At 73.5% G+C, this 5,676-nt stretch carries 5 protein-coding genes; 2 read left to right on the forward strand and 3 right to left on the reverse strand.

What is annotated here, in order from left to right; genetic code table 11:
• Positions 1-390 (forward strand): precorrin-8X methylmutase (locus KBX53_RS20190; protein ID WP_210861011.1); only part of this gene is annotated, 390 nt, incomplete at its 5' end.
• Complete coding sequence (cobA, locus tag KBX53_RS20195) at positions 387-2,072, forward strand: uroporphyrinogen-III C-methyltransferase (RefSeq protein ID WP_210861013.1); 1,686 nt, start codon at positions 387-389, stop codon at positions 2,070-2,072. The genes KBX53_RS20190 and cobA, both read left to right, overlap by 4 nt.
• Positions 2,073-2,075: 3 nt before the next feature.
• On the opposite strand, the gene KBX53_RS20200 is transcribed toward cobA, so the two are convergent.
• The 3 genes from KBX53_RS20200 to KBX53_RS20210 are packed head-to-tail and all read right to left on the reverse strand — an operon-like array spanning position 2,076 to position 5,424.
• On the reverse strand, positions 2,076-4,226 hold the full coding sequence (locus KBX53_RS20200) for an FtsX-like permease family protein (RefSeq protein WP_210861015.1): 2,151 nt from the start codon (positions 4,224-4,226) through the stop codon (positions 2,076-2,078).
• Complete coding sequence (locus KBX53_RS20205; RefSeq protein WP_030327550.1) at positions 4,223-4,903, reverse strand: ABC transporter ATP-binding protein; 681 nt, start codon at positions 4,901-4,903, stop codon at positions 4,223-4,225. The genes KBX53_RS20200 and KBX53_RS20205 overlap by 4 nt, the downstream gene beginning before the upstream one ends.
• Positions 4,900-5,424, reverse strand: coding sequence for a PadR family transcriptional regulator (locus tag KBX53_RS20210; RefSeq protein WP_210861017.1), 525 nt, complete (start codon positions 5,422-5,424; stop codon positions 4,900-4,902). Before KBX53_RS20210 ends, KBX53_RS20205 begins: the two co-directional genes overlap by 4 nt.
• Between the last annotated feature and the right edge of the window lie 252 nt (positions 5,425-5,676).

Genomic DNA, 5,676 nt, shown 5'->3' on the forward strand with positions numbered 1-5,676 from the left:
GTGACGGACGTGGCGATGGTCGCCGCCGGCATCACCCGCACCGGCCTGGAACTGGTCTGCCCGGTCGCCGAGCCGGCCGCGGCCGACCTGGGCCGCTCGGCCGGCATCACCCGATCGGCGGCGGCCGTGCGGATCGCCCTGGACCGGGTCGGGCCCGGCGCGGTCTGGGTGGTCGGCTGCGCGCCCACCGCGCTCGTCGAACTGCTCACACTGCACGCCGCACCGGCGCTGGTCGTCGGCCTGCCGGTCGGCTTCGTGGGCGCCGCCGAATCGAAGGCGGCGCTGCGGGCCAGCGGCCTGCCCGCCGTGTCCAACGTGGGCGAGAAGGGCGGCTCGGCGGTCGCCGCCGCCGCCCTCAACGCCCTGCTCTACGTCGAGGAGAAGTCATGACCGGATTGGTCATCGTCGGGCACGGTACGCGCAGCGCGGCCGGGGTCGACCAGTTCGCCGCTCTCGTCGAGCGGGTCCGTCGTCGCGGTGACCTCGGCGACGTCGAGGGCGGCTTCATCGAGCTGTCCCGCCCACCGCTGACCGACGCGGTCGGCGCGCTGGTCGCGCGCGGGCACCGGGCGCTCGTGGCGCTGCCGCTGGTGCTCACCGGCGCCGGCCACGGCAAGGGCGACATCCCCGCCGCGATGGCCCGGGAACAGCAGCGTCACCCGGGGCTCAGCTACCGCTACGGCCGTCCGCTCGGCCCCCACCCGCTGCTGCACGACGCCCTCGAACAGCGCATCGACGCGGCACTGACGGCTGCCGCCTCGGCCGGTGCCGGCCGGGCCGGCACGGAGGTGGCCGGTGCCGATCGGGCCGGCACGTGGGTGGCGTTGATCGGGCGGGGGTCGACCGACCCGGACGCCAACGCCGAGGTCGCCAAGGTCGCCCGGCTGCTCTGGGAGGGGCGCGGCTACGCGGGCGTGGAGCCCGGGTTCATCTCCCTCGCCCAGCCGTCGGTGCCGGCCGTGCTGGAGCGGCTGCGCCGTCTCGGCGCGCGGCGGATCGTCGTCGCGCCGTACTTCCTGTTCGCCGGGGTGCTACCGGACCGGATCGTCGCCCAGTCGGCGGAGTTCGCCGCCGCCCACCCCGACCTGGACGTGCGGGTCGCCGACGTGATCGGCGACTGCGACGCGCTCGCCGACCTGGTGCGGGAACGCTACGCCGAGGCGCTGGGCGGCGACATCCGGATGAACTGCGACACCTGCGCGTACCGGGTGCTGATGCCCGGCTTCGCCGACAAGGTGCGTCGCCCGCAACGCCCGCACGACCACCCCGACGACCCGATCGGCCACCACCATCATCACGGGCACGACCACCATGGGCACGACCACCACCACGACCACGGGTCGGTGGCGGTGGTCGGCGGCGGGCCCGGCCCCGACGACCTGATCACGGTACGCGGCAAGGCGCTGCTCGACGCGGCGGACGTCGTGGTGGTCGACCGACTCGCCCCGCAGGGGCTGCTCGCCGGGCTGCGCCCCGACGTGCTGGTGGTCGACGCCGCCAAGGTGCCGCGCGGCCCGTCGATGGCCCAGGAGGCGATCAACGAGGCCCTGGTGTCGCACGCCCGGGCTGGCCGCCGGGTGGTCCGGCTCAAGGGTGGTGACCCGTACGTCTTCGGGCGCGGCCACGAGGAGGTGCAGGCCTGCACGGCCGCCGGTGTGCCGGTGACTGTGGTTCCCGGGGTGAGCAGCGCGCTCGCCGCACCGGCCCTGGCTGGCGTGCCGGTCACCCACCGGGGCGTGGCGCACGACGTCACCGTCGTGTCCGGGCACCTGCCGCCCGGGCACCCCGACTCGCTGGTCGACTGGGCGGCGCTGGCCCGTACCCGGGGCACCGTCGTGTTGCTGATGGCAGTCGACACCATCGCCAAGATCGCGTCGGCGCTGATCGAGCACGGTCGCGCCCCGCAGACGCCGGTGCTCGCGGTGCAGGACGCCGGGCTGCCCGAGCAGCGGTCGGTGTCCGCCCGGCTGGACGAGATCGGTGCGTCGGCCGCCCGGGAGGGCATCCGTCCGCCCGCCGTCTTCGTCGTCGGCCCGGTGGTCGCGCTGTCGACCACCGGGCCCACGGTCTGACGGTCACTCGCTGCGGGCGGTCTCCGGACCGGTGATCCGTTCCAGCAGCGGCAGGGTGGAGGCGATGACGGCGAGGCAGGCCGCCAACCCGACGACGACGATCACGTAGAAGCCCGGCTGCGGCGCGACGAGCGTGTAACCCATCTGCGCCCGCAGGAACAGGTGGGCGGCGAGCAGACCCATGCCGATGGCGACCGCGGCGACGGCGAGCATCGGTACGGCGCTCTCCAACGCGACCACCCGACGCAGCACCCGTACCGGCGCTCCGCTGAGCCGCAGCAGGCTGAACGGGCGTCGGCGTTCGGTGAGGCCGCCGATAACGCTGACCGCGAGGCTGCACCCGCCGAGCGCGAGGCTGGCGATGATGATGACGTTGGCCAGTTGTTCCCAGCCGCGCAGCGTGTCGGCGAAGTCCGACTCGAAGTCGCCGGGCACGTTCGGCCCCACCCAGAAGCTCGGGAAGGCGACCTCCAGCACGGTGCGGACGCGCTCGACGGCGGCGGCGGAACCGTCGGTGCCGACGACCATCGACCCGACCGGTAGCCGCTGAAGCTCGTCGAGGGTGAACGACGCGGCGGGCCAGACCGTCGCGGGCGAGGCGGACTCCCGCCAGCGGCTGAGACCGATCGGCACCTCGATGACGCTCGCGCCGTCGGCGCACCGGCCGTACGGGAGGTCGGTGCACGCGATCAACCCGCCCTCGCCGCCGTTCGTGATGTCCGGGTCTTCCCGGACGGCGGTCGCGGACCGTACGCCGCTGATCGCCCGCAGCTCGGCGAAGAGCGGGTCGGGCACCGACGGCACCTTCTCGTCGAAGACGGTGGTCACCGTGCCCGCGTCGGTCGAGCCGATCGGGGCCGGACCGCGGTTGTCGATGATCGTGGTGATCACGCCGACGGCCACGCTCGTCACGAAGAGCGCGAGCATGATGCCGCTGATCGCCCGGAAGCCTGCCTTCGGGTTGTCGGCGAGACGCCGCGCGGCGATGAGGGTGGCGGGGCGGCTGGCGTACCGGGCCATCACCCGGGCACCGACCATCGTCAGCCAGGGGCCGGCGAAGATCAGGCCGAGCATGATGAGCAGCAGCCCGGGCAGGAAGACCGCCGCCTGGCCGTCGGACGTGGCGGGCCGGAAGCTGATGGCGAAGAACAGCACGGCGACGCCGAGCACCATCGGGATCAGTCGGTACGCGCGCGGCGCACGGGGGGTGACCCGGCGGGTGACGCCCAGCGGCGAGATCCGTACCCGACGCAGCGAGACCTGGGCGGCCAGCGCCGCGCCGGCCGGGACGCCGAGCGCCACCAGCAGGACGTCCAGCACGCCCAGTGACATGTCACTGGGGAAGAACGGCATGCCGGTGAACGGGATGCCCGCGAGCAGGTCGCGGAAGGCGTAGAACAGGCCGAAGCCGACGGCGGTGCCGGCGACGGCGGCGGCGGCCGCCTCCACCGCGGCGACCGTCGAGATCAGCCGGGGCGGCGCCCCGACCAGCCGCATCGCGGCGAAACGCTGCTCCCGGCGGGCGGCGCTGAGCCGGGTGGCGGTGCCGATGAAGATCAGTACCGGGAACAGCAGCCCGCCGGCGATCACGCCCAGGATGAGGTTCACCGCGGTCTCGGGAAGCGCTGGTTTGTCACCGACGTCGCTGACCTGCCTGGCGTCGGGCAGCTTGCCGACGCTGTCCGGGGTGCCGCCGACGATGGCGAGCAGGGTGTTCGGTGAGGTCAGCCCGGCGGGGGCGACGGTGCCGACGTCACGGCCCGGGTAACGGTCGCTCAACTGGTCGGCCGGGTGCGCGGCCAGCAGTTCCCGCAGCGCGGGCGAGGCGTAGAACTCGCCGGGACCGGGAGTGGTCGGGACGCCGGCCGGGGTGGGCGCGTTCGAGCCGGTGGCGGCCACGTCGATCCGGATGATCTGCTCGCCGTGGAAGTAGTCGTTTCGGGTCGACCACCACAGCGGGTCGGCGTCGCCGCCGGTCGAGGCGCTGGGATACACCGAGGCGTACCGGGTGAGCTGGGCGTCGACGGCGTTGACCCCGGCGAGTGTGGTCAGCAGCAGACCGCTGCCGACCGCGACGGCGGCGGCGATGACGATCAGGCGGGTGAGCGCCTCACGGCCGCCGGCCACGGCGAGGCGGAGCCCGAAGCGGATCATGAGGCGATCCGGTCCGGCGCGTTCACGCGCCCGTCGCGGACCATGACCTCGCGGTCGGCGTACGCGGCGATCCTCGCCTCGTGGGTGACCAGGATGACAGTGGTGCCCTGCTCGCGGGCGGCGCCGACCAGCAGGTCCATCACCTGCTCACCGGTGAGCGAGTCGAGCGCGCCGGTCGGCTCGTCGGCGAAGAGCACCTGCGGCTCGGCGACCAGGCCCCGGGCCAGGGCTACGCGCTGCGCCTGCCCACCGGACAACTCACCCGATCGGCGCTGTTGCATGCCGTCGAGGCCGAGGCGCTCGAACCAGGTGTACGCCCTGCGCAGCGCCTCGGTCCGGCGTACGCCGCTGAGCAGCATCGGAAGGGCGACGTTCTCGGCCGCCGTCAGCTCGGGGACGAGCTGGCCGAACTGGAACACGAACCCGAACCGGTCCCGGCGCAGGCTGCTGCGCTCGGTCTCGGCCATGGCGTGGACCTTGGCCCCGTCGAAGAGGATCTCGCCGGAGTCGGGCACCAGGATGCCGGCCAGGCAGTGCAGCAGGGTGGACTTGCCCGAGCCGCTGGGGCCCATGACGGCGACGATCTCGCCCGCGTCCACGGCGAGGCTGGCGCCGCGCAGGGCGGGGGTCTGACCGAAGGAGAATTCGACGTCACGCGCTTCGATCACGACGCTCACCGCCGCACCTCCTTCCGCAGGGCGTCCAGTCGGGCGCCGGTCATCTCGATCCACCGGAGGTCCGCCTCCAGGTGGTAGAGGCCGTGGTCGGCGAGCAGCGCGTCGACCAGGCTGCCGGCGCGCTTGATCTCGGTCAGCTCCCGCATCCGCCGCAGGTGCGCGCTGCGCTGGGTGTCGAGGTATTCGGCGGCCGGCCGGTCGAGCATCAGCGCGAGCACGACCTTGGCGAAGAGCACCGTCTGCAGGTGCGGCTCCGGGTCGACCGGCTGGGTCAGCCACTGCTCGACCTCGGTCGCCCCGACGTCGGTGATGATGTAGCGCTTGCGGTCCGGGCCGGAGCCGGGGGCGACGTCGCCGATCACCACCTTGCCGTCGCGGGCCAGTCGGCTGAGGGTGGAGTAGACCTGGCCGAACGGCAACGGCTTGCCTCGGCCGAAGAAGGCGTCGTAGTCGCGCTTCAGGTCGTAACCGTGGCTGGGCTCCCGTTCGAGGAGGCCGAGAAGAGTCAGTGGCACGCTCATGCCGGAAGACTACACCGAGGGTATACCTCGCGTATATACCCTCGGTGTGTTGTGGGTCGACGCCTGGTCGAGGCGTTGGTGGCGAGGCGATCGGGCTGGCGGGGTCAGCCGGTCAGGGCGCGGGCGACCGCGTACCCGGCGGTGGCCGCGGCGAGTCCGGCGGCCACGCTGCCCAGCACGTTGGCCAGGGCGAGCAGCCGGTGCCCGCCCCTGGGCAGCCGCAGTGTCTCGTAGCTGAAGGTGGAGTAGGTG

Origin of the sequence: Micromonospora sp. M51, from assembly GCF_018070305.1 — a bacterium.
Lineage (GTDB): Bacteria > Actinomycetota > Actinomycetes > Mycobacteriales > Micromonosporaceae > Micromonospora > Micromonospora parva.

Bases quoted from the DNA above. Each gene is read 5' to 3' on its own strand.
- cobA (WP_210861013.1), top strand. From the start codon at position 387: ATGACCGGATTGGTCATCGTCGGGCACGGTACGCGCAGCGCGGCCGGG.
- KBX53_RS20200 (WP_210861015.1), bottom strand. From the start codon at position 4,226: ATGATCCGCTTCGGGCTCCGCCTCGCCGTGGCCGGCGGCCGTGAGGCG.
- KBX53_RS20210 (WP_210861017.1), bottom strand. From the start codon at position 5,424: ATGAGCGTGCCACTGACTCTTCTCGGCCTCCTCGAACGGGAGCCCAGC.